At 69.3% G+C, this 23,738-nt stretch carries 24 protein-coding genes and 1 tRNA gene; 10 read left to right on the forward strand and 15 right to left on the reverse strand.

Going from position 1 to position 23,738, the window contains the following annotated elements; genetic code table 11:
- Positions 1-8: 8 nt before the first annotated feature.
- Genes glfT1 through wzm form a run of 3 tightly spaced genes read right to left on the reverse strand, consistent with a single transcriptional unit; the run spans position 9 to position 2,687 of the window.
- A complete protein-coding gene (glfT1, locus tag C6V83_RS02275; protein ID WP_105941031.1) occupies positions 9-974 on the reverse strand; it encodes a galactofuranosyltransferase GlfT1 in 966 nt (321 codons plus the stop codon).
- Positions 971-1,807 (reverse strand): galactan export ABC transporter ATP-binding subunit Wzt/RfbE, encoded by an 837-nt coding sequence (gene wzt / locus C6V83_RS02280; protein WP_407646225.1) that lies wholly within the window; start codon positions 1,805-1,807, stop codon positions 971-973. Before wzt ends, glfT1 begins: the two co-directional genes overlap by 4 nt.
- A gap of 13 nt (positions 1,808-1,820) precedes the next feature.
- The gene (gene wzm, locus C6V83_RS02285; protein WP_105941033.1) at positions 1,821-2,687 is read right to left on the reverse strand and encodes a galactan export ABC transporter permease subunit Wzm/RfbD; all 867 of its coding nucleotides are present in this window, start codon (positions 2,685-2,687) and stop codon (positions 1,821-1,823) included.
- 64 nt (positions 2,688-2,751) lie between these two features.
- Here wzm and C6V83_RS02290 point away from each other — a divergent pair, with 64 nt between their 5' ends.
- Positions 2,752-3,945, forward strand: a complete 1,194-nt coding sequence (locus tag C6V83_RS02290; RefSeq protein ID WP_105941034.1) for an aminotransferase class V-fold PLP-dependent enzyme — start codon at positions 2,752-2,754, stop codon at positions 3,943-3,945.
- Positions 3,946-3,950: 5 nt separating this feature from the next.
- Here the strand turns inward: C6V83_RS02290 and C6V83_RS02295 are convergent, their stop codons facing one another.
- The 4 genes from C6V83_RS02295 to C6V83_RS02310 form a co-directional block, all read right to left on the reverse strand.
- A complete protein-coding gene (locus C6V83_RS02295; RefSeq protein ID WP_105941035.1) occupies positions 3,951-4,916 on the reverse strand; it encodes an NAD(P)H-quinone oxidoreductase in 966 nt (321 codons plus the stop codon).
- 66 nt (positions 4,917-4,982) lie between these two features.
- Positions 4,983-5,861 (reverse strand): RNA polymerase sigma-70 factor, encoded by an 879-nt coding sequence (locus C6V83_RS02300; protein ID WP_105941036.1) that lies wholly within the window; start codon positions 5,859-5,861, stop codon positions 4,983-4,985.
- On the reverse strand, positions 5,858-6,967 hold the full coding sequence (locus C6V83_RS02305) for an NAD(P)/FAD-dependent oxidoreductase (RefSeq protein WP_234353824.1): 1,110 nt from the start codon (positions 6,965-6,967) through the stop codon (positions 5,858-5,860). Before C6V83_RS02305 ends, C6V83_RS02300 begins: the two co-directional genes overlap by 4 nt.
- Positions 6,968-7,054: 87 nt before the next feature.
- Positions 7,055-7,681: a TetR/AcrR family transcriptional regulator gene (locus tag C6V83_RS02310; protein ID WP_105941037.1), complete on the reverse strand. Its 627-nt coding sequence runs from the start codon at positions 7,679-7,681 to the stop codon at positions 7,055-7,057.
- Between the two features lie 113 nt (positions 7,682-7,794).
- Here C6V83_RS02310 and C6V83_RS02315 point away from each other — a divergent pair, with 113 nt between their 5' ends.
- The 7 genes from C6V83_RS02315 (at position 7,795) to C6V83_RS02345 (ending at position 13,188) form a co-directional block, all read left to right on the forward strand.
- Positions 7,795-8,850 (forward strand): oxygenase MpaB family protein, encoded by a 1,056-nt coding sequence (locus tag C6V83_RS02315; RefSeq protein ID WP_105941038.1) that lies wholly within the window; start codon positions 7,795-7,797, stop codon positions 8,848-8,850.
- Between the two features lie 90 nt (positions 8,851-8,940).
- A tRNA-Ser gene (locus tag C6V83_RS02320) sits at positions 8,941-9,025 on the forward strand.
- A gap of 861 nt (positions 9,026-9,886) precedes the next feature.
- Positions 9,887-10,705, forward strand: a complete 819-nt coding sequence (locus tag C6V83_RS02325) for a hypothetical protein (RefSeq protein WP_105941039.1) — start codon at positions 9,887-9,889, stop codon at positions 10,703-10,705.
- On the forward strand, positions 10,696-11,448 hold the full coding sequence (locus C6V83_RS18245; RefSeq protein WP_159067426.1) for a hypothetical protein: 753 nt from the start codon (positions 10,696-10,698) through the stop codon (positions 11,446-11,448). Before C6V83_RS02325 ends, C6V83_RS18245 begins: the two co-directional genes overlap by 10 nt.
- Entirely contained in the window at positions 11,445-11,996 is a 552-nt protein-coding gene (locus tag C6V83_RS02335) for a PQQ-binding-like beta-propeller repeat protein (protein ID WP_159067427.1), read from the forward strand. Before C6V83_RS18245 ends, C6V83_RS02335 begins: the two co-directional genes overlap by 4 nt.
- Positions 11,997-12,207: 211 nt before the next feature.
- Complete coding sequence (locus C6V83_RS02340) at positions 12,208-12,510, forward strand: hypothetical protein (RefSeq protein WP_105941042.1); 303 nt, start codon at positions 12,208-12,210, stop codon at positions 12,508-12,510.
- Between the two features lie 210 nt (positions 12,511-12,720).
- Positions 12,721-13,188, forward strand: coding sequence for an SRPBCC family protein (locus C6V83_RS02345; RefSeq protein WP_105941043.1), 468 nt, complete (start codon positions 12,721-12,723; stop codon positions 13,186-13,188).
- A 30-nt stretch (positions 13,189-13,218) separates the two neighbouring features.
- Here C6V83_RS02345 and C6V83_RS02350 read toward each other — a convergent pair whose 3' ends face one another.
- Positions 13,219-14,376 (reverse strand): lipase family protein, encoded by a 1,158-nt coding sequence (locus C6V83_RS02350; protein WP_105941044.1) that lies wholly within the window; start codon positions 14,374-14,376, stop codon positions 13,219-13,221.
- Positions 14,377-14,466: 90 nt separating this feature from the next.
- A complete protein-coding gene (locus C6V83_RS02355; RefSeq protein ID WP_105941045.1) occupies positions 14,467-15,366 on the reverse strand; it encodes a LysR family transcriptional regulator in 900 nt (299 codons plus the stop codon).
- A 251-nt stretch (positions 15,367-15,617) separates the two neighbouring features.
- Here C6V83_RS02355 and C6V83_RS02360 point away from each other — a divergent pair, with 251 nt between their 5' ends.
- Positions 15,618-16,646, forward strand: coding sequence for a YeiH family protein (locus tag C6V83_RS02360; protein ID WP_234353825.1), 1,029 nt, complete (start codon positions 15,618-15,620; stop codon positions 16,644-16,646).
- A 160-nt stretch (positions 16,647-16,806) separates the two neighbouring features.
- Positions 16,807-17,730, forward strand: a complete 924-nt coding sequence (locus tag C6V83_RS02365) for a D-isomer specific 2-hydroxyacid dehydrogenase family protein (protein WP_105941046.1) — start codon at positions 16,807-16,809, stop codon at positions 17,728-17,730.
- 251 nt (positions 17,731-17,981) lie between these two features.
- On the opposite strand, the gene C6V83_RS02370 is transcribed toward C6V83_RS02365, so the two are convergent.
- The 6 genes from C6V83_RS02370 to C6V83_RS02395 form a co-directional block, all read right to left on the reverse strand.
- Positions 17,982-19,001 carry a hypothetical protein gene (locus C6V83_RS02370; RefSeq protein ID WP_105941047.1) on the reverse strand — a complete coding sequence of 340 codons (1,020 nt, stop codon included), beginning with the start codon at positions 18,999-19,001 and terminating at the stop codon, positions 17,982-17,984.
- Positions 18,959-19,300: a hypothetical protein gene (locus C6V83_RS02375; protein WP_105941048.1), complete on the reverse strand. Its 342-nt coding sequence runs from the start codon at positions 19,298-19,300 to the stop codon at positions 18,959-18,961. The genes C6V83_RS02370 and C6V83_RS02375 overlap by 43 nt, the downstream gene beginning before the upstream one ends.
- Entirely contained in the window at positions 19,300-19,908 is a 609-nt protein-coding gene (locus C6V83_RS02380) for a hypothetical protein (protein WP_105941049.1), read from the reverse strand. Before C6V83_RS02380 ends, C6V83_RS02375 begins: the two co-directional genes overlap by 1 nt.
- 257 nt (positions 19,909-20,165) lie before the next feature.
- Positions 20,166-20,594: a DUF779 domain-containing protein gene (locus C6V83_RS02385; RefSeq protein WP_105941050.1), complete on the reverse strand. Its 429-nt coding sequence runs from the start codon at positions 20,592-20,594 to the stop codon at positions 20,166-20,168.
- A gap of 145 nt (positions 20,595-20,739) precedes the next feature.
- Positions 20,740-22,263: an acetaldehyde dehydrogenase ExaC gene (gene exaC, locus C6V83_RS02390; RefSeq protein WP_105941051.1), complete on the reverse strand. Its 1,524-nt coding sequence runs from the start codon at positions 22,261-22,263 to the stop codon at positions 20,740-20,742.
- Positions 22,264-22,368: 105 nt separating this feature from the next.
- Positions 22,369-23,628, reverse strand: coding sequence for a helix-turn-helix domain-containing protein (locus C6V83_RS02395; RefSeq protein ID WP_105941052.1), 1,260 nt, complete (start codon positions 23,626-23,628; stop codon positions 22,369-22,371).
- Positions 23,629-23,738 lie beyond the last annotated feature (110 nt).

The following is a 23,738-nucleotide window of genomic DNA, read 5'->3' on the forward strand; positions in this document are numbered from 1 at the left end:
TGATCCAGTCAGTCGTCCGGTCCGCCGAAACGCTCTCGCCGGCCCAGCCGGCGCAGCCGCAGCCACTCGCGGAAGCCCGCGACATCGCGCTGCTGCACCAGGAAGTACCAGCCGAACCTCGCGTACTCCTGCGGTAACAGCTTGCGCATGCCCGGCTGACTCATCAAGTAGCCGCGATTGCGGTACGTGAAGAAGCGCTTGGCCGCGTTGTCCGGGTACTGCGTGTGCATGCGTCCGCCGAGGATGGGCCGGAACTCGTCGCTCCCGTCCGGGTGAAGGTACGCGGTGGTCAGGCAGGTGCCGAACGGGATGCCGGAGCGGGTCAGGCGGCGGTGCATCTCCACTTCGTCGCCGCGCACGAACAGGCGCAGATCCGGCACGCCGATCCGGTCGAGGGTCGACGCGGCGAACAGCGCGCCGTTCATCAGCGACGCGATACCGGGCAGCAGGTCGTCCGTCGAGGAGGTGGTGTCGACTCCCTGCGCTCGCTCAACCATCGAGGAGGGCTCGTTCGTCGAGGGGGCGTCGTCGAACAGCTCCGAACGACGACGACGCCACACCATGCCGCGTCGCAGCGGAAAGGCCAGCGCGTCGGGGTCGTCGATGTTCGCCACCACCGGAGAGACCTCGCCGAGCGAATGCCGCTGTGCGCACTGCAGGAGGGTCGACAGCACCTGCGGTCCTTCCGGGCGCCCGTCGTCGTCGGCGCACCAGATCCAGTCGGCGCCGAGGGCCAGCGCGTGGAGCATGCCGAGGGCGAAGCCGCCGGCACCGCCGAGGTTGTGTCGCGAGGCCAGATAGGTGGTCGGGACCGGCTGGGCCGCCACCAGATCGGCGACCTCCGGTTCGGCGGCGTTGTCGACGACGATCAGGTGGTCGAGGGGCCGGTCCTGCGCGGACAGCACCGACAGCGATTCGGCCAGCAGTTCGCGACGACGATGCGTCACGACGACGCCGATCACGGTCCCGGTCATGCGCCGGCCTCCGGGGCCTTGCCGTGCTCGGCGAGCACTTTGCGGACCTGCGCGGCGGCGTCCTCCCCCTGATACGCCTGGACCACTTCTTCGATACCGCCGTCCATCCGGATCTGACCGTGGTCCACCCACAGCGCGCGGTCACACAGCTGGGCCAGGAACTCGTTGGAATGGCTCGCGAACACCAGGATTCCCGACCGTTCGACCAGCGCTTCCAGCCGCTTGCGGGCCTTCTTCATGAACTCCGCATCCACCGCGCCGATGCCCTCGTCGAGGATCAGGATCTCCGGGTCGATGCTGGTCACCACGCCCAGCGCCAGGCGCACCCGCATGCCGGTGGAGTAGGTGCGCAGCGGCATCTCCAGGTAGTCGCCCAGCTCGGAGAACTCGGCGATCTCATCGGTCTTGGCGAGCATCTCTTTGCGGGACATGCCCAGGAACATGCCGCGGATGATGATGTTCTCGTAGCCGGAGATCTCCGGATCCATGCCGACGCCCAGGTCGAAGACCGGGGCGACCCGCCCCTGTACCCGGCAGCTTCCGCGGGTGGGCTCATAGATCCCGGACAGCAGGCGCAGCAGCGTCGACTTGCCCGCGCCGTTGTGCCCGACCAGTCCGACGCGGTCGCCGTGCTGCAGATGCAGGTTGATGTCGCGCAGCGCCTCGACCACCACCGTCTTGGAATCGGTGGCGCCGATGACGCCGCCGGCGGCCCCGACCACCGCCTTCTTGAGGGAACGGGTCTTGGCGTCGAAGATCGGGAAGTCGACGCAGGCGTCCCAGGTGTCCACCCGGACGTCGGTGCTGGCCACGGGGGCTCCTCGCTTCTTCACGGTTCAGCTCTCCCTAAACCCAGTACGGCACGCGGGCGCGGTAATTGCGCATCACGACCAGAGCGACGGCGCAGCCGATCGCGGTGCAGGCCAGGACCACCACCCAGTGATAGAAGGCGACGGACTCGCCGAGCAGCGGTCCGCGAGTGATCTCCAGATAGTGGTACATCGGATTGAGCTCCACCAGCCGCATGCGACCCTGCACCCGCTCGCCGGTCTCGCCGGTGAACGTCTTGGTCGACCAGATGATCGGCGTCAGGAAGAACACGAGCTGCACGGCGGTGTTCAGCAGCTGGCCGATGTCGCGGAATCGGGTGGCGAGGATGCCGAAGAAGATCGTCACCCAGATCGCGTTGAGCACGAACAGCATCAGCGCGGGCACGATCAGCAGCGCGGTCCAGTTCAGCGGCGGCCGGAAGATCGCCAGGATCACCAGGTAGATCACGATGTTGTGCGCAAAGATGATCAGCTGCCGCCACACCACGCGGTAGACGTGCACGCTGATCGGCGCGGGGAGCTGTTTGATCAGGCCCTCGTTGGTGGAGAACACCACCGCGCCCTCTTTGATCGAGTCCGCGATGAAGTTCCAGAAGATCAGGCCCAGGGCCACATACGGCAGGAACCACTTGATGTCCTGCCCGAAGAGTGCCCCGTAGAGCAGCCCCATGGCGACGGCGGTGACGGCAGTGGCCACGGTGATCCACAGCGGTCCCAGCACCGAGCGCTTGTAGCGCTGCTTGATGTCGGTCCACCCCAGGTGCAGCCAGAGCTCGGAGTCGCGGAAGCCGTCGACGAGGTCGGCGATGCCCCGCGCGAAGGTGCGCGAATCGGAGACCGGCGGGGCCGGGGGGACGCCATTCGCACTGCTAACCACTGACACAACGCCTCAGGATACAGGCGTGCGCGGAGGCCACCGTCCGCGCTGGGCCGTCTATCGTGTGTGCATGCCGTATGACATCGCTTCGGTGCGGGGACTGTTCCCGACACTCGGTGACGGCTGGATTCACTTCGATGCGCAGGCGGGCCTGCAGATCCCGGATGCGGTGGCGAGCGCGTTGAGCGCCGGACTCCGCGTCCTGCCGGTCGATCCCCGGGGGGTGTACCCGCAGGCGGTGGCCGTCGCCGAGGCCCGGCAGACGGCACGACGAGCCGTCGCCGATCTGCTCGATGCGTCGCCCGACGGGGTGGTGTTCGGGCCGTCGCGGTCGGCGCTGGTGACTGCCCTCGTCGACGCGCTGCCGGTGACGGCGTGGACCGGCGAGGTGATCTGCTCGCGACTGGACGACGAGGAGAACATCGTGCCGTGGCTGCGCGGCGCCCGGCGGCACGGTGCGCGGGTGCGCTGGGCGGAGCTCGACGTGACCGACGGGACGCTGCCGGTCTGGCAGTACGGCGACCTGGTCAACGGCGGCACTCGCGTGATCGCGGTGAGCCTGGCCTCGTCGGTGACCGGTGCGATCGTCGACGTCGGGCAGATCGCCGATCACGCGCGGTCGGTCGGCGCGCTCCTGGTGGTGGACGCGAGTTCGGCGGCGCCCTATGTGCGGATGTCGGTCGCCGAGATCGGCGCGGACGTGGTGCTGGTGAGCCCGGAGCGGTGGGGCGGTCCGCGGATGGCGGCGATGGTGTTCGCCGATCCGGGCCGGATCGCCGACCTGCAGCGCGTCTCGATGGATCCGTCGACGACGGGGCCGGCGCGATTGGAGCCCGAGCCGCTCGCCGGGCCGCTGCTGACCGGCCTGGTCGCCTCGGTCGAGCATCTCGCGAACCTGGACCAGGCGGCCACCGGCAAGCGGCGCCAGCGCTTGACCACCTCGTTGGACAGCGCGTTCGAGTACGCGCAGCGCCTGACGCTGTATCTGGTGAACTCGCTCGCCCAGCTGGGCCGCGTGCGGGTGATCGGCGAGGAGGTGCACCGGATCCCGGCGGTCAGCTTCGTCGTCGATGGGGTGCCCGCGGAGAAGGTGTGCCGGCGGCTGGCCGACAACGGGATCAGTGCCCTGTGCGATGTGCCCAGCCGGGCGCTGGCGCACATCGGGGTGAACGACGTCGGGGGCGCGGTGACCGTCGGCCTGGGTCCGTACGCCCTCCCGTACGAGGTCGATCAGCTGGCGCGGGTGCTGGGTTCGTTCGGCTGAGCGGTTCAGCCGACCGTCAGCAGGATCTTGCCGGCCGCATCGCCGCCGGTCATCCGGTCGAGCGCCGCGCCGGCGTCGGCGAGCGGGAAGACTGAGTCGACGACCGGGCGGACGCGGCCGGACGCGATCAGCGGCCACGTGCTCTCCAGGGTCGCCCGCACCACTTCGGCCTTGGAATCGGGGCCGGTCGCCGGCCGTGAGCGCAGCGTGGTCCCGGTGATGCAGGCGCGCTTGGCGAGCAGCTTGCCCAGGTCGAGTTCACCTTTCCGGCCGCCGAGGAGGCCGATCACCACCAGGCGGCCACCGGTCGCCAGGGTGTCGACGTTGCGCGCCAGGTACTTGGCCCCGACGACGTCGAGGATCACGTCCGCGCCCCCGTGCGGTCTGAGGGAGGCGCCGAAGTCCTCGTACGAGTAGTCGATCAGGATGTCCGCGCCGAGTTCGGCGCACTTCGCGAGCTTCTCGGGATTGCGCGCGGTCACCGCCACTCGGGCGCCGGCCGCCTTGGCCACCTGGATGGCGTGCGTGCCGATCCCGCTCGAGCCACCGTGGATCAGGAGCAGTTCCCCCGGCGTGAGGCGTCCGGCGCCGAACACGTTGGACATCACCGTGCAGGCGACCTCGGGGAGGGCTGCGGCGTCGTGCACGGTGACTCCCTCGGGCACCGGCAGCACCTGGGTGGCCGGGACGGCGACCTTCTCCGCGTAGCCGCCGCCGGACAGCAACGCGCACACCGGATCGCCGACCGTCCAGCCGGCCACTTCCGAGCCCAGCGCCGCGATGTGCCCGGACACCTCGAGGCCGAGGATCTCCGAGGCCCCGGGCGGCGGCGGATAGAACCCGGCGCGCTGCATCACGTCGGCGCGGTTGACTCCGGCCGCGGTCACCTCGATCAGGATCTCGTCCGGGGCGGGGACCGGGTCGGGGACCTCGGTCAGTTCCAGGTGGTCGGTTCCGGTGATGGCGCGCATGCGTCCGAGTCTTCCAGTGCGGAGCGCGCGACGTCGAGCGTTTGGGCGCCGGCTCCGGGCGGCGGGTCACGGCACGACGACGCCGCCGAGCTTCTCTGGATTCCGGATCGCATAGACCGCGGACACCCGGGCGGCGGTCACCTCGATGCACATCACCGTGTCGGTCACGCCGTCGAAGGCGATGACCAGCGCGGGCATCCCGTTGTACTGGGCGAAGCCGAGACGCATCTCGCCGAGCTTCTCGCTCATCCGGACCAGGCCGAGCAGCAGTCGGGCCACCGGCTCCGCGCCGTGCACCGGGCGGCGCGCGGTCACCACGCGGCCGCCGCCGTCGCCGAGGTACACGGCGTCCGGGGCCAGCACGTCCATCAGCGCCTGCAGGTCGCCGGAGACCGCGGCCTGCAGAAAGGCCTCGGCGGCCGCCTGGGCCTGCTGGGGTTCGGCGAGCGCGGCGGAGCGTCGTGCATGGACGTGCTTGCGTGCGCGGTGCGCTATCTGCCGGACCGCCGCCGGACTCTTCCCGACGGCCTCGGCGATCTCCGGGAAGCCGAAGTCGAACACCTCCCGGAGCACGAACACGGCCTGTTCTGTGGGCGTGAGAGTCTCCAGCACCAGCAGCATCGCGGTGCTGACCTCCTCCCCGCGCAGGACGTGTTCGCCGGGCTCGTCGCCGGCGGGCGTCTGCAGTGGTTCGGGCAGCCACGGGCCGACGTAGTCCTCGCGCCGCCGGGACGCCGCCCGTAGCGCGTTGAGCGACTGGCGGGTGACGATGCGGGCCAGGTAGGCGCGGGGATGCTCGATACCGCTCGCATCGACCTCGCGCCACCGCAGATAGCTCTCTTGCAGCACGTCCTCGGTGTCGACCACCGAGCCGAGGATCTCGTAGGCGATGGAGAACAGCAGCGGCCGGTATTCGGCGAAGGTCGTGTCGGCCGAGATGCTCATCGCGCGACCGGATCGCGGCGCTCGGAATGTGTCGAGGGCGCCGGGAGCCACGCGAACCTGCCGCTGCCGGCGGCGGACGCGGCCAGCGCGCAGACGCGTTCTTTCACCATCGCGCCGGGCCGGCCGCCGAACCAGAGCCGGGTCGGGGTGTCGTCGCGCCGGGCGGACTGGATGACAGCGCGACGGCGACCGATCGACACGTTCTGGCCGGTGTAGCCCATCGAGTAGGGTTTCAACGCCTTGCCGCGCAGCTCTCGTGCCAGATTGTCGGCGGCGTGGGCACCCTGCGGGAGCGCCGTCTGGCAGCTGAGGCGCTGTCCGGGGACTGCGGCGGCGTCGCCCGCGGCGAAGATCCGCACATCGGCGGCGCTGCGCAGGAACTCGTCCACCTCGATGCGGCCCTGCGGGTTCACCGGCAGCCCGCTGCGCGCCGCCAGATCGGAGACTCCGGTGGCGATGGCCCACAGCACCAGGTCGGCGGGCGCGCAGGCCCCGTCCGGTCCGGCGAGCGGATAGCTGCCGCGCTCGATCGTGACGCCGAGCCGCTCCAGTTCGGTGCGGACGCGCCGCGCCGCGGTCGGATGCAGCGAGGCGGCCACGTCGTCGTCGCTCAGCAGGGTGAGGTGCAGGTCGCGGCGGGCCTCGGCGATCTCGCTGGCGGTCTCGATTCCGGTGAGTCCACCGCCGACCACCGTCACCCGCGCGCCGCGGGGCAGATTTGCCAGAGCGACGCGGGCCAGGCTCGCCTGTTCCGGGTCGCCCACCGCCAGCGTGCCTTCGGGGCCTCGCGCTGCGCCTCCTGCGGCATAAATCAGCCGGTCGAAGGGGATCCGGGCGCCGTCGTCGAGGACGAGTTCGCCGTCGCCGATGCGGGTCGCGGTACCGACGATCAGGGCGATGCCGTCCCGCAGCTTCCCGGCGAGCGGTGCGGCGGCGTCGCCGGTGCCGGCCACTCGCTGGTGCAGCCGGACCCGTTCGACGAAGTCGGGGCGTGCGTTGATCAGGGTGATTGTCGTGGCGGCCGGATCGGTCTTGCGGCGCAGACGATTTGCGGCCATGCACCCGGCATAGCCTCCGCCGACGACGACGATTCGAGTGGTGCTCACGAGGGTGCCTCCTGGTCGAGTTCAGTGTTCCGCATCTGTAGACACCGGGCGCGGCGCGATTGTGACACCCGGCCCATCGGGGCGGGATCAGGCATCGCGGAAGGCGCGGTAGACGGCGCGGCCGAGGAAGTCGCCGAGATCGTCCGCAGTCCACGCGCCGTCGGACGCGAGGAGCGACTTGATCGCCGACTCGCACGATGACATGAAGAAGTCGATCAGGACGGGGATCTTTCGGTCGAGGTCGGCGGTCTGCCACCAGCGTCGCATCGCGGGCGCGATCCACTCGGTCGCGCGGGTCCGGATCGTCTCGCGGGCGACGCGAAACTGTGGCGCGACCGCAGGATCGGGATCGCCGAACAGGAGCAGACGCCAGGGAGCGGGTCGGGCCTCCGCTTGGTGCAGCAGCGACTGGAATCCCCGGACGAAGGCCTGCTCGGGATCGTCGGCGCCGCCGGAGCTGTGCAGTGCGTCGAGGAGCGACTCGACCAGCGTGTCGCCTTCTCTGGTCAGCAGTGCGTCGACCAGAGCCACGCGGTCGGGGAAACAGGAGTAGACCACGGGTCTGGTGACTCCCATCCGCTTGGCGACCGAACCGATGGTGACGGCGCCGAGTCCGTCGTCGACCCCGATCGTCAGGGCCGCATCGAGTACCTGCGGGCGACGGCGCTCAGGCCCGAGGTGCGCGGCGCGGGTCCTGGTGGGCGTGGCTGTCATGGGATTGCAGCTTACCGGACGGAAATAGGTTGCTACACTCTTGTAGATAATTCCTACATTGATGTACAAATATGAAGTGGCGATCATTCGGATCGCCGGACGAAGGAGTTGCGATGAGTGCTCGCACAGTAGTCGAACCGCACCGGGACTACGGGTTCTTCGGTCCAGGGTCGGTCACCTGGAAGGTGTGGGGCTTCAGCGCCACGCCGCTGATCGCGCTGTCGAGGGCCGTGGTGATCGAGGAGCTGGACCCGAACCTGATCGCGGCGGTCGATGCGACCGGTGCCAACTACGATCGCCCGCGCACCCGCTACGACCGTACGGTCCGCTACTTCGCCGCGGTGGCGTTCGCCGACAGCCACACCGTGACCCAGATGGCGGACGTCCTGGTGAAGGTCCACGCGAAGGCGATCGGCATCGAGCCGGTGAGCGGGCGACGGTACGACGCCAACGACCCCGACTCGCAGCTGTGGATCCTGCTCACCGGCTGGCACTCGGTGCTCAAAGCCTACGAGATGTACGGTCCGGGCAAGCTGACCGAGGGCGAGGAGGCGCAGTACTGGGCCGAGTGCGCCGTCGCCGCCGAACTGCAGACGTGCGAATCGTCGGACGTCCCGCGGACGCGCGAGGGGATCCGCGCGTACTTCGAGGAGATGCGCCCGCGACTGGCGGCCAGCGAGGCGGCGCAGCAGATGATGTCCCACCTGCTCGACCCGCGGGTGGTGCTGCCCGATGGGCCGCTGCTGCTGCGGCCTGCGCGATATGCGGTCGCCCGGCTGCTGCGCGCCGGCACCATTGCGACCATGCCGCGCTGGATGCGGCAGATGGGCGGCATCCGGCAGAGCCGGCTCACCGACGCCGTGGTGCCGGCGATCCTGCGGGCGGGCTTCCGTGCGTTCGATCGGAGTACCCCGGTCAAGCGGCGGGTGCTCGCCGTGGTCGCGCCCTCCACGCTGCCGATCATCGAGCCGATCTGGCAGGGCATTCCGCCGGTGCGGCCGATGACCGTCACGCCTGCCGACGCACGCCAGCGGTACGGCGTGCGCCCCCCGGCCGAGGCGCACCTCGATCTGCGGGCGAAGCAGTACGACCGGGTGTTCGGTCAGGGCGCCGCGCCCTCCGAGGACGGACTGCTCGAGTCTCAGGAACTGCTCGGCCGCCTGGGCTGAGCGGCCTTCGCGTATCGAGGCGGCCGTCCGGAGGAGGTCGACGCCCTACGACGACGGTGGGTTAGCCTGGTCGGTGGGCGAGAGCCCGATGGAGACGTGGCAGAGCGGCCGAATGCACTCGCCTTGAAAGCGAGCGTGGGTAAAACCACCGGGGGTTCAAATCCCTCCGTCTCCGCAGCTGGTTCAGGGATGATCGCCACTGCGTGCCCTTGGCGTCGCTGGGGTCGAGAGCGCCGTCGCGTGGTCCGTCTCGTCAGCTAGGGATGCGCTCGCGAGAGTGGTCCGACATGCTCGATCTGGCCGTCGGACCGCCGCCTCGGCGCTCTCGTACCTCGGCGCTGCGGGCGGGGTCGGCGGGCAGTCCAGATCGGCCTGCGGGTTCCGCCCTTCTGCGCGGTCGCCCGCTCGGGGTGCGGGGGCCGGTCGCCGGCGCAACTATTGACGACGAAGCCGCACGGGAACTTGTGTCAGGCACCTGTTACCGTCCGTTCCGGGTTAACCAGCGCTTCGGTGTTTCCCCAGGTCGCGTATCCGGAGAATTCCGGACCGGAATCCAATATTGGTCTTCTACCTGCATGTTTATCGATTCTTGTCCCCGCGGGTTGACCTCACGCTCCTACCGTTGTTCCCGCCCCGCATCCACGGGGATCACGAGCAGGCGAGAGTGAGTACGAGCAGTGACCAGAGCAGTCATGAGCGACCAGCAGACCCGCGGCCACCGCCGCACCTCCAACAGTAGAACCGGCTTTACACATGTCACATTTGTGAGCATGCGAATTAACGCGCATCGGCGTGTCGCTGCCCATGAAAGGACTGACCGGTCAGTAACTTCTGAGCGCGTGACTTTCTCGAATTTCGGTAGTAGGTGGATGAGGCGTTTCGTCGTGACCGCGGTGATCGCGGCGGCGGCGGTGCTGGCGGTTCCCGGCGGTGAGGCCTCGGCGAAGGGCGAGTTCGCTGATCGGTCGGTGACCCGCACGACCGCCGACGGGTGGAAGGTGACGTTGGTCAAAGCGAACGAGCGGGTGCGCATCTCTTGCCGCGGGACCTGCTCGAACGCATCCCGATGGACTGGTGGGTCCCACCGAAGGACGGGCTCCCCGGCCCAGCCACCCCCGGCCCGGACGGCACCCGCATACCACTGCCCATCGACCCCGACCTCGGCGATGACATAGCCGACCGGATCGGCGACATCGTCACCTGGTTACTGAACATCCTCAACCAGAACGGAGCACCCGACGGAGACACAGACCCGCCGAAGATCCCCGGTGCCCCACTGGAGTCAGACGCTCTCAACGAGTTGATGGAGCGGCTTGGAGATCTCGCTGACCAGGCTCAAGAGGTGGTCAGAGGCATACTCGAAGAGCTGGTGAAGAATCGGGATCTGGATCCTGCGGACGTGCCCGAGGGGCTGGAGGAGGCGATCAGGAACCTGCACCGAGCAACGACCTGGGGATCGAAGGTTCACAAAGCTCTTGAAGACCTTGTCCGCGAATGGGCCGCGCGGATTGAGCAGTCGCTTGGAGAGGGCTTCCGGGTCTATCCTGAGCAGTCCGTGCCCAAGGGGGCTCCTCCCCCAACAGACGACGACGGCATGATTATCTGGTCGGAGCATGGCGAAAAAGATACTCTACGGCCAGATGTGATTATCACCCAGGTTGTCGATGGCGCCGAGAGCCTGTTGCTCATCATAGATCTGAAGACTGGTAATGCTGGAATCTCAAAGGCTTGGATAAAGAACCTTCAGAAGTCCTTCGACATGCCGGATGAATTGTTGGGCCGATTCTTTGAGGAACTGCGACCGACCTTGCCGCGGCCCAAGAACGTACTAGAGGAGAATGTACTGTGGCTTTGACCGTGAAGCAATGGCGAGAAGTGGTCTCGCAGGCTGCTGAACTCTTAGGGAATGGGTGGGAAGTGGCCGGCAAAGGCCGCCGCACAGGTCTTATGTGGTCGTCTCCGCAGTGGTGGTTACAATACGTGTACCAGGAGAGGACCTCGAATGGGCGGATGGTCGCATACCGCGGCCTGTTGTCTGTTCCGCTTCAGGGAACACAGGTCGGATATGGTGGCGTCGCCGGCGACCAGTTTCGAATCCCGGATGGCGCAAATCTGCGCTTCGTTAATGTTGACGATGCGAATGTGGTTGCGGAGTTCGCTAGGAAATCCGATGAAATCAAGTTTAGGCCATATTCCGATATTCATCGGGCATGTGAAATCTCGCAGGAAAAACATGAGAAGAACTATGCAGAAGGTCGCGGCGACTATATCTATCGTGGTGTCACTCTGCAACATTTTGTTGCTCTGAGGGTGCTGTGTGGTTCACGCCCCTTGCCGGATCTTGTGACCGACGTCGGTCGTGTTCTGGTCGATGGTGAGTTCGGTACTTACGGGATCATGGGTGATCGGTCTGCTGATCATGGGGAGGGCCGGTTGCGGGCGTATTGGGAAGATTTGTATGCCCGGATTCAGACTGGGGACCGGCGTTTGGTGGAGGAGTTGTTCGCGCGGACGCGGTTGGATACGTTGCGGTGGTTCGGTCTGTCGGATGCGCAGATCCCTGATCCGGTGTTTCCGGAGTTGGAGGTGCCCTGGTGAGTACTTATGGTGTGGTCGTGATCGCTGATGTCCCCGAGGTGGCGGCGGCGGAGGCGCTGGTGGAGCGGGTGTCGGGGGTGCTGCGGGCCAGTTGGGGTGCGGGGTCGTGTCCGGTCGACGATCTGGACTACGAGGTGGAGGAGTCCGAGGCCGGGGTGCGGGTGTCGATCAGTGTGCCGGGGATGGTCACTGATCACCGCGAGGCCAAGTTCTTCGCCAGCGCTCCGTCGGGTCGGGCGGTGATCTGCGAGGACGGTGACGAGTTCGGTGTGGTGTTCCAGGTGTGGCGTCTGGATCCGGACGGAAGCGAGTGCCTGTATCGGGCCTACGTGCATGATCCTGACTTGGATGCGGAGCCGGAGGCGTTGGCGCGCACGATCACCGGTGCGGCGGCGGCGCAGGCGGCCGCTGAGTTGTTCGGTGGTTCGCCGGCGTCGTTGCTGGCGTTGGAGGTTGATCCGTCTCCGGTCAGTGAGGAACTCGGTGTGATCGGCACACCGTTCGATCCCTGGTTGGAGCCGTTCGGCCTGCAGTGGCCAGATCTGTAGGTCTTGAACAGCCGTGTGGGGCGTGGCCGGTGCAGTTGGCGGCTGTGCGGAGGCCCTCTGAGGTTTCCCAACGGCTTGGTTGGTTGTTGCTGCGCAGGCGATGTCCACATGTTCACCTCGGCTGCAGACAGGCTCGCGCGAAAACGGGTGTCCCGCCCCGGGTTTGATGTCTCCATCAAACCCGGGGCGGGACAACACGCTCGAGCGAAGCGTGCTCACCGAGGAACAGAGTCAGTTGCTGGTGGCGATGGCCGAACCGTTGTTTCGCCAGCCCGGCACCGGCCTGGACCGCATCCCGACCACGGCTGCGGTGGCCCGGCGGCTCGGCTGGTCGGTGGCCAAGACCAATCGACAACTGGACCGGCTCTGCGAGCGGCTGGCCGGGGCCGGCGTCGCTGGTCTCACCGGCGACGGGCGCGCCAGCGCGGTCAATCGTCGTGTGCGGCTCGTCGAGTACGCGATGGATACGCGCCTGGTCACTCCGGACGATCTGCGCCTGCTCGACGGCGGCTAGCGCAGAGAATCTGTGCCGCATCGCGGGTCGCCGAAGTGCTGGTCCGCGCCTGCTCGGCCGAAACGAGGGTGCCCGGCACCCGGGTTTCGGTTTGACACCCTCGACTGAAGGTGCCAGAGCGAGACAGGTGTGCCCGGCACCTTCGTTTCGGCTGGAGGAGCGCTCGGGCAGGAGCGGTGCGACGAGTGTGACGGTGAGTAGGCTGGGCGGATGACCCTGCATCTCGAAGCATCGCGCACCGTTCCGGCGACCGTCGACGATGCGTTCGCACAGGTCCTGGCGGCTCCGCTGGAGCAGCTCTTCCGTCGCCGTTACGCCGCGATCGCACCCATCTCGGCGGTGTACGGCCAGGACGGTGAGTGGGGGAGCGCCGGGCAGATCCGCACGATAGCGCTCAGCGACGGCGGGGAACTGCAGGAGACGCTGACCGAGGTCGACGAACCGAGTTCCTTCGCCTACACGATCAGCGTCGCGCGGGGACCGAACCGATTCCTCATCGGCGGCGTCGTCGGTCGCTGGAGTTTCGAGTCGGCCGGCACCGGCACCCGGATCACGTGGTCGTGGGAGGTGACCTCGGCGAACAAGGCGGCGGTGGCGGCCATGCCGCTCTTCGGCCGCATGTGGCGGGGATATGCGCGTCAGGCGCTGGAAGAGGTGGAGGAGCTCCTGGTCGGCTGAGACCTGATCCACGTGTGGGCCGGCGCGGACTCAGTCGGTTGTGGCGAGCCGGCGGCGCTCTGGCGTGTCGCGGCGGGTGTCGAGCCACCCGAGTGAGCTCGGCGCGGTGATGAACTGCAGCGGAAGGTGCCAGCCGAACGGCCACTCCCGGTACGTCACGTCGCCGCCCAGCGCGCGATAGCGGTCGGCGAGGGCCCGCACATCTTCGGCGGCGATCACCTCGTCGCGCCTGCCCTGCTGGATCAGCAGCGGCGCGTTCGGCGCGCGGTGGCCGGGCCGGATGTCGTCGAGAATCCGTGTCATCACGGGGTCGCCGAGGAGTTCGTCCAGGCCGTGTCGCAGATGACCGCCGATGTCGCGGAAGGTCAGGCGGGCCAGGACGTCGAGCGTGGTGCGTCGTTCGGTGTCGGAGATCCGGTCGAGGAACGACCGGCTCACATGGCGGTCCAGCACCTCTCGCAGCTCGGGGTACGCCCGGCGCAGGCCGGCGATGAAGACCAGCGGGAAGCCCGCGAACCGACCGCCGTTGAGCCGCAGGAAGGTGGCGCCGGGATCGCCCACCGGTGCTCCGGCGACGGTGCCGACCACGTTCAGTTCCGGTGCGTAGGCGCCGGCCTCCTCGGCTGCCCAGACCGTGGCCAGGCCGCCGCCGGAGTAGCCCCACAGGCCGACCGGGGTGCCACCGTGCGGCGAGGTCCCGAGAAACTCGTGCGTCGCGCGCACGCCGTCGAGCACCCGGTAACCGGGCTCGCGCGCGGTTCCGAAGTGCCCGTGGATTCCCTCGTGGTCGGGGATCGAGACGGTCCAGCCCCGCCGGACCGCCGCCAGGATCAGCGGCAGCTCGAGGCGCGCGAGTGCTCCGTCAGCCTGACTGCCGTGCCGCAGCGCGTACGACGGGAAGCAGCGCGGAGACACCCCGTCGATCGCACACTGGTACGAGAGGAGCCCCCGTCGCGGTGCCCTCGCCCCGTCAGAGGTGATGACGGTGGTGATGCCGACCTCGGCGCGGCCGCGCAGATCGGTCGTCCGGTAACGGAGCTGCCAGGACCGGGCCGGAACCTTGATCCGCCCGGCCGCGGCCAGGGTCACCTCGCGGGCGTCGAGGAGCGTTCCGGGGGGATCGTTCTCGAGGTCGTTGTGAGGGAAGTGGAACGGATCCTGGTCTGGGGGCAGGACCGGGGCAGTCATGTCTTCCACGCTACGGCCGCCGAGGGTCGCCGTCTCTGCACGCAAGAGAGAGATCCGGCCTCGGGATTGGTTCCCGGAGACAAAGAACTCCTACGACCGGCCGTGAGACGATCCGGCGATCCGGACGAGATCGTTCGCCGGCGGGGTCGGACGCGGGGGCCGCCACACAGCCCGAAGTTCGCGTTCCACCACCAGTCCGGGGACGTCGACCACCTGCACCGCGCCGGTCGCTGCGACCGAATCGACGGCCAGGGTGCTCAGGACGGCGGGTCCCATGCCGGCCGCGACTGCTGTGAGAATCGCTGCGCTGCTTCCCAATTCGAGGAGCGGGGCGGCCCGTGGGTGATCGGCGAGAGCTGCGTCGAGGGTGTCCCGGGTGCCCGACCCGGCCTCCCGAGTCACCAATGGCGTGCCGGCGAGCTCGTCGACGGCGGGCGGGCGTCGTCGCACCCACAGGTGATCGGGCGGGACGACGACGACCAGACGGTCCCGCGCGACCACCGCGTGGCGCAGCCCCGTGGGGTGGCCCGGCGACTCGATGAAGCCGACGGCGCACTCTCCGGAGGCCACCAGCTCCAGCACGCGGGCCGAGTTCTGCATCTGCAGGTGCACCCTGGTCGCCGGGAACTCCGTGCGGAATCGCCCGAGCCAGCGGGGCATCAGGTGCTCGGCGACGGTCAGGGATGCCGCCACGGCGAGGGCCGAGGTCTGCTCGCCCCGCAGGCCTTCGGCGACGTCGAGCAGACGCTGCGCGCCCGCGATGGTCTCGCGGGCCCAATGCACCAGCACCGTTCCTTGCGCCGTCAGCCGGGAGCCGTGCGTCGATCGGGTGAGCAGCGTGACGCCCAGTCGGCGCTCCAGACGGGCGATCGCGCGGCTGGCGTTGGGCTGGGCCACCTGCAGTTCCCGGGCCGCTGCCGACAGACTGCCCCGTTCGTCGACTTCCACCAGCAGCTGCAGTGCCTGGAGGTCGAGCGAACTGACGGTCATGCCCCGAGGATATCCACTCTGGATATGACCGGGCATGCATTCTGGATATGTGTTCATGTCGAAACGGCGGCTACCGCACGACGACGTCGGCGAACAGCATGGAGAGCATGACTGTTACGCCGCGCGCATCGGGGGCTCGGCCCGTGGGCCGCGTGTCCTTCGGCAGGCCCAGGACCCGTCTTACGCGGGCTCCGTCACACCTGGTCAAGGCGGCGTGCCGCGCGACCGTCGAGGGGCTTCGCTGGGCGGGCGTGAGAGCGCCGGGCCTGCTGATCGCCGGCGGCGCCACGACCGCGGCCCTCGTCGGGCATCGAGCGTTTCCGGCGGTGAGCCCGCTGGTCGTCGCGATCGTGCTCGGGGTGCTGGTGGCCAACCTCCGTCCGCCGGGACCGAGGTATGCGCCCGGCCTCACCGTCGCGTCCCGCTCGCTGCTGCGGATCGGCGTCGCTCTGCTCGGGCTGCAGCTGGCGTTCGGAGACATCCTCGACCTCGGGCCCGTGATGGTTCTGGTGATCGTGGCGACGGTGGCCTCGAGCATCGCGGTCACGCTGTGGGCGGGCGCTCGACTCGGGATCAACCCGGCCCAGCGGCTGCTGATCGCCTGCGGAACGTCGATCTGCGGGGCCGCGGCCGTCGCCGCCGCCGACGGCGTGCTCGGGGGTGATCGGCCTGCGCCGTCGCCCGACGGCGCCCCGGCGACTCCGCAAGCTCCGGCCGCCACGAGTCCTTCGAGCGACGCGGCCGCCACTGCGATCGCGGCGGTGGTCCTGTTCGGAACGCTGCTGCTCGGTCTGCTCCCGCTGGCCGTGCACGTGCTGGGCATCCCCGACCAGGCGGGCGGGATCTGGGCCGGGCTGGCGATCCACGAGGTGGCGCAGGCGGTCGCTGCGGGCGGTCTGATCGGCTCGGGCGCGCTGGCGGTCGCGGTGGTGGTGAAGCTCGGCCGCGTCCTGATGCTCGCGCCCGTGCTGGCTGTGATCAGTGTCCGGCGCCGACGCGGCGCTCCCGCCGCCTCCCGTCCGCCGCTGGTGCCGCTGTTCGTGATCGGCTTTCTGGGCTGCGTTGCGCTCGCATCGACCGGGGCCGTGCCTGCACCGGTGGCCGGCGTCGCCGGGCAACTCCAGGTCGCGTTGCTGAGTGCGGGCATGTTCGCGCTGGGCACCGGGGTCCGGCTGCGCACAGTCCGTGCCGTAGGCCCGCGGCCATTCGTGCTCGCCGGGATCGGAACCGCGTGGATCGGCGCGATCGGGCTCGCGGCCGCTCTTCTCGTGGGTCCTTGACGCGGTTCGCGGGGCAGTGAATCGGTGATCGAGGCCGAGACGAGGGTGCCGGGCACCTTGAATCCGTTCTGGCACCTTCGGCCGACGGTGCCAGAACGAGGCGGCGGTGCCGGGCACCTTTATTTCGCGTCCGCGGACGCGATCCTTTAGACATGGAGGCATGATTTCCTCGCCAAGTCCGCTGCCCGTCGCGATCGAACCGGAGCGGGATCGGCATCTGGTGGCCGCGGTCGAGGAGGCGGGCGGGGTCGTCGTGCCGCTCGAGCAGGCCCGGGCCCTGGTGTGGATCGGAGAACCGGCGGAGTTCCCTGTACTCGGGGAGCAGATCGAGTGGGTGGCGCTCAAGACCGCGGGCATCGAGGCCTTCCGCGCGGCCGGCGTGATCGACGACCGCCGCATCTGGACCAACGCGTCCGGCTTCTACGCCGCCGGATGCGCCGAGCACGCCCTCGCGCTGCTGCTCGCCGGGTTGCGGCAGATCGGCACCAGCGTCGTCCTCGGGTGGAACGACGACGTGATCCCGCCCGCGGTCCGTACGCTCCGCGGAGCCACGGTGACCATCGTCGGAGCCGGCGGCATCGGCCGGGAACTGACGCCGCGGCTGTCGGCGTGCGGCGCATGGGTGGTGGCGGTGAACCGCTCGGGGACGCCGGTCGACGGTGCGGTCCGCACGGTGACGCCGGACCTGCTCGACGACGTCCTCGCCGAGACCGACCACGTGGTGTTCGCGGCACCGGCGACCGCGGACACCCGGCATCTGATCGACGATCGCACGCTCGCCCTGCTCAAGCCGCACAGCTGGGTCGTGAACGTGGCGCGCGGATCGCTGATCGATCAGGCCGCGCTGGGCCGGGCGCTGACCGAGGGCCGGATCGCCGGCGCCGCTCTCGACGTGACCGATCCGGAACCGCCGCCGCACGACGACCCGCTGTGGAGCCTGCCGAACCTGATCGTGACCCCGCACATCGCCAACCCCGCGCCGGGCCTGACCCGGGAGATGGCTCCGTGGCTGGCCGAGAACGTCCGGCGCTTCGCCGCCGGCGAGCAGCTGATCTCCGTCGTCGACCCGGCGCGCGAGTACTGACGACGTCGACTCGGTCGTGACGGCGGCGTTTCGACGCGGCCAGGCCCTAGCGGGCCTGTCCGGCTCAACGAGCGATGGGGTGGCCCGTCCGGATTAACGATCGACGAGGGGCGGCCTGTCCGGCTCAACGAGCGATGGGGGTGGGCCGGGCTCAACGATCGACGAGGGGCGGGCCTGGCTGAACGGTCGATGGGGGCGGGCCTGTCCGGCTCAACGGTCGACGGGTGGGTGACGAGTGTCCCCGCCCCGGTTCAGCGCGCCGATGCGGCCGACGGCGTCGCTCGGGCCGAGGCCCGGGTTCGGGTCGCGAACGTCACCGCATACGCCACCGACGCGGTCACGACGATCGCGAGACTCGTCCACCAGCCGAGGGCTGCGACACCGGTGGCCAGCAGCACGATCGCGGCCACGACGGCGACGACGATTCCCGCGGCGATCCCGAGGTCGCCGCCGGATCCCGCCAATTGCGCACCCATCAGCGCGGCCGCCACCAGGGCGACGAGCAGGAGCAGGACCGGCGCGCCCACGTCGAACAGGGCCAGCGCCGCGGCCACGACAGCGGCCGCCGTCAGCCAGCTCGGCGCCACCGCGAACTCGGACGGCGGAGCCCCGGACTCGCTGTTCGGCTCGTCGTCGGCCGACACGGGATCCGCGGGCCCGGGATCGACCGGGAGTCCGGCCCGGGCCGCCCCCGACAGGGCGTGCGCGACGAACGCGGTGAACAGGATCGTGTGGATCATCAGCATCAGGCCGGCCAGCCCCGGCAGCATGTCCAGGTTCGCCGGGATGGTGAAGAACTCCATGGACGGCACCAGGACGGCGCCGCCGAGCAGCATCATCATGCCGATCACGATCAGCGCCACGATGATCACGGCGCCGCCCAGGGTGCGCGGGCGCGACCACCTGCCCACCAGCGCACTGGTGCGCAGCGTGTTGTCGGCCCAGCCGATCACGATCATCACGACGGCGATTCCCACGCCGGCGGATGCCGACAGACCGTCGACCAGCCGCACGGGCGAGGCGACCACGCCCGGGCCGCCGAGGTAGAACCCGACCGCGAGCGACAGCACCACCGGCACGATCATGAACCACATCGCCGTCGAGCCGATACGGTGCGTCGCCGCCAGCTGCTGTGCGTACACGAGGTACCCGGCGACGACGGTGATCGCCAGGACGATGATGCGCGGATCGAGCCGGCTCAACAGGGAGAGCGTCTGGCCCGCCGAGATCAGCAGCACGGCGGTGATGCCCGTCGAGACGGCGAACCGCACCGGACCGTTCGGCCGCGGACTCCGGCGCCGGCGGCGGTCCGCGAACGGTCGAGGGCGAACACGGCGGCCAAGAACGCGAGACCCATGACGACCAGCAACACGAGGAGGCCGGCCAGCGCCAGGCCGCTGGAAGCGAGCACCGGCACCGCCAGCACGGCGTAGACCAGCACCGCCGCGATGCCGCCGCGGCGCATCGCTCCCGGCCCCGGCGGCCGTGGGCTCCGGAACGCCGCCCACGTCACGATCAGGAAGGCGAGCGCCAGCGCAAGCGAGGCTTCGAGCGCGATGTCCCGATTCATCAGTTCACCCCCGTCACCGTGCCGACGGTGCCCAGCAGTTGGTTGGCGCAGTTGTTCGGTGGTGTTTGCTCTTGTTCACGGCGACGTCGCCGATCATGGGCGACCGATCGCGGACCGCCCGCATCGCGTCCAGGACTCCGCGCCCCTCGAGCGGACCAGACCAGGTACGACGACGGTCCCGGCGCCCCCATCCCGGAGTAGTCCGAGCCGACGACGGCCAGTCCGGCGTCGAGCAGCGGTTTGAGGTGCGGAACCCACGCGGTGTAGCCGGGCGTCGACGGCTGGAACGGGGTGTGGCTGATGCCGCACATGCGTCCGACGCCGGTGGTTCCGTGCGCGAACGAGACCAGCGGGTAGCCGCGGTTCGGACCCTGTGCTGCCGGCGCCGCGTAGACGCCGGACACCGGAAGCCTGTTCCCCTGGAGGTCGGTCGAGACATAGAGGATGCGGTACATCCGGACCTCCGGAGGCGCATCGGCGACCGGCTCGGCGGCGAACAGCTCGCCGACCTCGGCGTCGTCGGGCATCGGGGTGTCGTAGAACGGACTGAGCGGAGGGGGCACCGCGGTGTCGAAGTCGCCGCCCTCGCCCTGCCACTCCTGATTCATCGGCGCGTCGACCAACGACGTTGCCGGGGCGGTGGCGATCAGGCCAGGCCGCTGATCACCGCGGCCCCGATCGCGATCTACACGTGCGTTCTGCGAGACGCCACGTCGACTCCTTGCCGGTCGGGGTGGCACCCGCCGCGGGACGGCGTCGGCGCCCCTGAATCTGTGACACGTCCAGGGTCGCACCGGGCGGGGGCCTGCCGCTGCGGGTTGCGCGATGCAGGTGCTCGTCGAGTCGGTCGGAACGCCTCGCGGGCTCAGTCGAAGTCGGCGCCGGTCTGTGGGGGAGTCGCCGCCAGCAGGTCGTTCTCCGCGTCGGTGAACGCCCGCGCCCGCGACAACAGCCGCACGCCCTCGGGCGCCTCCAGCGAGAACCCGGCGCCGCGGCCGGGGACCACATCGAGGATCAGCTGGGTGTGCTTCCACACTTCGAACTGATCCCCGGCGATCCACACCCGAACCGGCGGCAGAGGACTGGGCAACTCCAGTTCACCGACCAGGACGTCGCGCTGACCGATGCGGTACTCGCCGACCGGGTAACACATCGGCGCCGAACCGTCGCAGCAGCCGCCGGACTGGTGGATCATCAGGCCGCCGTGCATCTCGGTCAGTTTGGTCAGCAACTCGGTGGCGGCCGGACGCGCCACCACGCGATCGGGGGTTGCGCCCGCGGGGGAATCGCTCATCGTCGTACCTCCGTGTACCCGTTCGTCATGTCCTCTACCTCCATCCCTCCGGACGCCCCGGAGCTCGAACGGCCGCCGGCCCGTCGTCGGGCCCCGGAAGCCCCGGACACGACGACGGGCGGACGTCCTCTTCGGCGAGCGACCTCTAGAAGAAGCCCTTCGGGTCCTGGCTGTAGCCGACCAGCAGGTTCTTGGTCTGCTGGTAGTGCGACAGCATCATCAGGTGGTTCTCGCGGCCGATGCCGGAGTTCTTGTACCCGCCGAACGCGGCGTGCGCCGGGTAGTCGTGGTAGGTGTTGGTCCACACGCGGCCGGCCTGGATGTCGCGGCCGGCGCGGTAGGCAACGGTGCCGTTGCGGCTCCACACGCCTGCGCCCAGCCCGTAGAGGGTGTCGTTGGCGATGCGGATGGCGTCGTCGTAGTCGGAGAAGCTGGTCACCGCGAGGACCGGACCGAAGATCTCCTCCTGGAAGATCCGCATGTCGTTGTTGCCCGCGAACACCGTCGGCTTGATGTAGTAGCCGCCGGAGAGGTCGCCGCCCAGGTCGACGGGCTCGCCGCCGATCAGCACCTTGGCGCCCTCCTCCTTGCCGATGGCCAGGTACGACTGGATCTTCTCGTACTGGTCGTTCGACGCCTGCGCGCCCATCATGGTCTCGGTGTCGAGCGGGTTGCCCTGCTTGATCTTGCTGACCCGATCCACCGCGCGCTCCAGGAAGTCGTCGTAGATGCCTTCCTGGATCAGGGCGCGGCTCGGGCAGGTGCAGACCTCGCCCTGATTGAGCGCGAACATCGTGAAGCCCTCGAGGGCGCGCTGGACGAAGCTGTCTTCTTCCAGCAGCACGTCGTCGAAGAAGATGTTCGGGCTCTTGCCGCCGAGCTCCAGGGTCACCGGAATCAGATTCTCCGACGCGTACTGGGAGATCAAGCGGCCGGTGGTGGTCTCGCCGGTGAAGGCGATCTTGCGGATCCGGTTGCTGGACGCGAGCGGTTTGCCGGCCTCCACGCCGAAGCCGTTCACGATGTTCACCACGCCGGCTGGGATCACGTCGGTGAGCAGGCTCATCAGATACAGGATCGACGCCGGGGTCTGCTCGGCCGGCTTGAGGACCACGCAATTGCCGGCGGCCAGCGCGGGTGCCAGCTTCCAGACGGCCATCAGGATCGGGAAGTTCCACGGGATGATCTGGCCGACGACGCCCAGCGGCTCGTGGAAGTGGTAGGCGACGGTGTTCTCGTCGATCTCGGAGATGCCGCCCTCTTGCGCCCGGATCACGCCCGCGTAGTAACGGAAGTGGTCGATCGCCAGGGGGATGTCGGCGGCGAGGGTCTCGCGGATCGCCTTACCGTTCTCCCAGCTCTCGGCGAGCGCGATCTTCTCCAGATTCGCTTCCATCACGTCGGCGATCTTGTTCAGCACCGCGGCGCGCTCGGCCACCGCCGTCTTGCCCCACGCGGGTGCCGCGGCGTGCGCGGCGTCGAGGGCGAGGTCGATGTCCTCCGCGGTGGAACGGGCCACCTCGCAGAAGGTCTTGCCGTCGATCGGCGACGGATTCTCGAAGTACTGACCCTTGACCGGCGGGACCCACTGGCCGCCGATGAAGTTGTCGTAGCGGGACTCGTAGCTCATGAGCGAGCCATCGGATCCGGGCTTGGCGAATACCGGCATCGAACTCTCCTTTGTGCGAGGTGACTGCATTGTCAGGTCACGCGCTGGTGATCTGTCCCACAGCGTAGAGGCGATGTGGTTGCAGTCACGTTGCAACCGAGGGGGTCAGTTCAGCCCGAAACGCCGGTCGAGCAGACGGGCGCGGCCGGCGGAGATGGTCCGCCGCGGATCCCCGGCGGGGAGCACTGCGGTGAGGCGCTGCCAGGCGAGCAGGTCGTCGCGGCCGTGCGGCGACGCCGTCCACGCGGTCAGGGCGTCCGAATCGGACGCGGCCAGCAGTCGGGACCGCAGATCTTCCCGGACCTCCTCGAAGAGTTCGACGACGCCGGGGGCCGCCGATTCGGCCAGCAGTCCGCCGCGGCCGAGGCGGGCGATCGCCTCGGTCAGCGAGCCCGTGGCGATCAGCTCGCCGAGCTCGGCGACGTCGGACGTGGCCTCGACGGTGAGCCGGTACGGGCGGGCGGCGATCAGGTCGCCCAGATCGCGACGCAGCCGCGAGATCTCCGCGCGCACGGTCACTGCGCCGAGCTCGCCGTCGGACAGCAGCATCGCCAGCTCGTCGGTGCCCAATCCCTCGGGGCGGCTGGTCAGCAACAGCAGAATCTCCGCGTGGCGGGGGGAGAGCGGCCGGGTGCGGCCGTCGGGTGTGGCCCACCCGGGGGTGCCCAGCACGGTCAGGCGCGGCACGGAGTGGATCGGCAGGCCGCGGACGGCGGGGCTCAGGTCGACGGCTTTGGCCAGGAGCTCGCGTTCCACCGCGGCCACTACCGAACGCACCGCCGCGAGGGCGAACGGCTGGCCGGCGGCGTCGCCGCCCGTCACGTCGATCGCGCCGATCACCTCGCCGGTCGTCGGGTTGTGCACGGGGGCGGCAGCGCAGTTGAACTCGTGCACCCGGGACACGAAATGCTCGGGTCCGCGGATCTGCACACCCTGGTCGACGGTCAGGGCCAGCCCCGGCGCGTTGGTGCCGACGGTGTGCTCGCTCCACACCGAGCCCTCCACGAAGTCGATGCGCGCGGCTGCATCGCGTGCGCTCCGGTCGCCTTCCACCCAGAGCAGGCGACCGTGCTGGTCGGTGAGGGCGACGACGACGTCGGTGCCGACGATGTCGTCGATCATCAGGGACTGCACCAGCGGCCGCATCGCGGTCAGCGGGTGTCCCGCTCGGTACTCCTCGAAGTCGGCGGCGCTCCACTGGGCGGGGTCGACGTCCACGTGCGCGCCGGCCGGATCGAGACCGCCCTGCGCCGACCGTTGCCACGAGTCGCGCACCACCTTGCGCACGGCCTCGGCGGGCGGCTCGACCCCCGCGAGGAACCGTTCGTACGCACGCCGGACCCGGGTCAGCGGGGCTTCTGCCATGGCGACTCCGGGTGCGGCGGTGGGCGGCGGGAAGGCTTCGACGGAGAAACCTTGTCATTGATTCTGCGCCTCGTCGGTGGTGTCGGCAATAATCGTGAGGTGAAGCGGCC

Origin of the sequence: Gordonia iterans (genome assembly GCF_002993285.1) — a bacterium.
Lineage (GTDB): Bacteria > Actinomycetota > Actinomycetes > Mycobacteriales > Mycobacteriaceae > Gordonia > Gordonia iterans.

Bases quoted from the DNA above. Each gene is read 5' to 3' on its own strand.
- glfT1 (WP_105941031.1), bottom strand. From the start codon at position 974: ATGACCGGGACCGTGATCGGCGTCGTCGTGACGCATCGTCGTCGCGAA.
- C6V83_RS02290 (WP_105941034.1), top strand. From the start codon at position 2,752: ATGCCGTATGACATCGCTTCGGTGCGGGGACTGTTCCCGACACTCGGT.
- C6V83_RS02295 (WP_105941035.1), bottom strand. From the start codon at position 4,916: ATGCGCGCCATCACCGGAACCGACCACCTGGAACTGACCGAGGTCCCC.
- C6V83_RS02300 (WP_105941036.1), bottom strand. From the start codon at position 5,861: ATGAGCATCTCGGCCGACACGACCTTCGCCGAATACCGGCCGCTGCTG.
- C6V83_RS02310 (WP_105941037.1), bottom strand. From the start codon at position 7,681: ATGACAGCCACGCCCACCAGGACCCGCGCCGCGCACCTCGGGCCTGAG.
- C6V83_RS02315 (WP_105941038.1), top strand. From the start codon at position 7,795: ATGAGTGCTCGCACAGTAGTCGAACCGCACCGGGACTACGGGTTCTTC.
- C6V83_RS02345 (WP_105941043.1), top strand. From the start codon at position 12,721: ATGACCCTGCATCTCGAAGCATCGCGCACCGTTCCGGCGACCGTCGAC.
- C6V83_RS02350 (WP_105941044.1), bottom strand. From the start codon at position 14,376: ATGACTGCCCCGGTCCTGCCCCCAGACCAGGATCCGTTCCACTTCCCT.
- C6V83_RS02355 (WP_105941045.1), bottom strand. From the start codon at position 15,366: ATGACCGTCAGTTCGCTCGACCTCCAGGCACTGCAGCTGCTGGTGGAA.
- C6V83_RS02365 (WP_105941046.1), top strand. From the start codon at position 16,807: ATGATTTCCTCGCCAAGTCCGCTGCCCGTCGCGATCGAACCGGAGCGG.
- C6V83_RS02375 (WP_105941048.1), bottom strand. From the start codon at position 19,300: ATGAATCGGGACATCGCGCTCGAAGCCTCGCTTGCGCTGGCGCTCGCC.
- C6V83_RS02380 (WP_105941049.1), bottom strand. From the start codon at position 19,908: ATGAATCAGGAGTGGCAGGGCGAGGGCGGCGACTTCGACACCGCGGTG.
- C6V83_RS02385 (WP_105941050.1), bottom strand. From the start codon at position 20,594: ATGAGCGATTCCCCCGCGGGCGCAACCCCCGATCGCGTGGTGGCGCGT.
- exaC (WP_105941051.1), bottom strand. From the start codon at position 22,263: ATGCCGGTATTCGCCAAGCCCGGATCCGATGGCTCGCTCATGAGCTAC.
- C6V83_RS02395 (WP_105941052.1), bottom strand. From the start codon at position 23,628: ATGGCAGAAGCCCCGCTGACCCGGGTCCGGCGTGCGTACGAACGGTTC.